The sequence below is a fragment of the Vreelandella massiliensis genome (assembly GCF_900155385.1).
Classification (GTDB): Bacteria; Pseudomonadota; Gammaproteobacteria; order Pseudomonadales; family Halomonadaceae; genus Vreelandella; species Vreelandella massiliensis.
The window spans coordinates 1-868 of the sequence record NZ_LT699765.1 but is presented as its reverse complement, the minus strand read 5'-3'; the positions used below and the strand labels follow the sequence as shown (position 1 = coordinate 868).

2 protein-coding genes are annotated in these 868 nt (G+C 68.8%); both read right to left on the bottom strand.

Going from position 1 to position 868, the window contains the following annotated elements; translation table 11 throughout:
* Positions 1 to 600, bottom strand: a 600-nt coding sequence (locus BQ9846_RS16300; RefSeq protein ID WP_328585381.1) for a sucrase ferredoxin, incomplete at its 3' end; no start/stop codon positions are given.
* Between the two features lie 11 nt (positions 601 to 611).
* A partial coding sequence (locus BQ9846_RS16295) for an iron chelate uptake ABC transporter family permease subunit (RefSeq protein WP_144049494.1) occupies positions 612 to 868 on the bottom strand: 257 nt, incomplete at its 5' end.

The following is an 868-nucleotide window of genomic DNA, read 5'->3' as shown; positions in this document are numbered from 1 at the left end:
GGCCTCGAGCAGTGCCGGCACGCTCTCCGGGGTGACACGGCCGTAGCGATGCAGCGCCGGCAGCGACACCACGTTGGCCGCCAGCCGGCAACCACCCACGTGCGAGCTCTCCCAGACGTCAAAGCCAAACCCTCGGTCCGCGTTCTCGGTGCAGAGCGCCTGGTAGGCGGCGTTGCCGAACTTGGCGCAGCAGCGGTCGATCTTGCCATGGGTGCAGCAGAGCAAAAGCCGCTGCGCCGTGTGACCACAGCGCCAGTTCGCGGCCTCCGCCTCGCCCGCAAGCAGTGCCTCCAGCAGGTTTGGCAGTTCGGTGTCCGAGGCGGCGTATTCGTGCCCGGACATGGGAGCGAGCAGCCGGCGCTCGGCGTGGTTGTGGCCGCGCCGGTCGATCAGCTGCACCCGCCAACCCTGTTTGCGCAGGGCTTCCAGGCGCGCGGCTACCATTTCGGGCATGTCCTTGGCCGCAAAGACATGATCGTCCCATTTACGGCGCGGCCAAGTCAGTAGCAGGTGGGGCTGAAACGTGCCCCCCTTGCCCACCAGCGGCTCGCCGCCTTGTTGGTTTTCCACCGAGCAAAAACGGTGCTTCAAAGCGCCCATGACGCCTCCGGTTAGAGTGTGTGGCGGCGCTGCCAGAGCAGCGCAATGAAATAGGGCACGCCGATGAGCGCGGTGACGATGCCGGCGGGAAACTGCACCGGGGCGAAGGCGAGCCGCCCCACCGCGTCCGCCGCCGCCACCAGTACCGCCCCGATCAGCGCGCTGGCGATGAGCAGCGTACCCTGGCGCTCGCCCACCAGCAGCCGGGCGACATGCGGCGCCACCAGGCCGACGAAGCCCAGGGTGCCGACGACGGAGACTGCCCCCG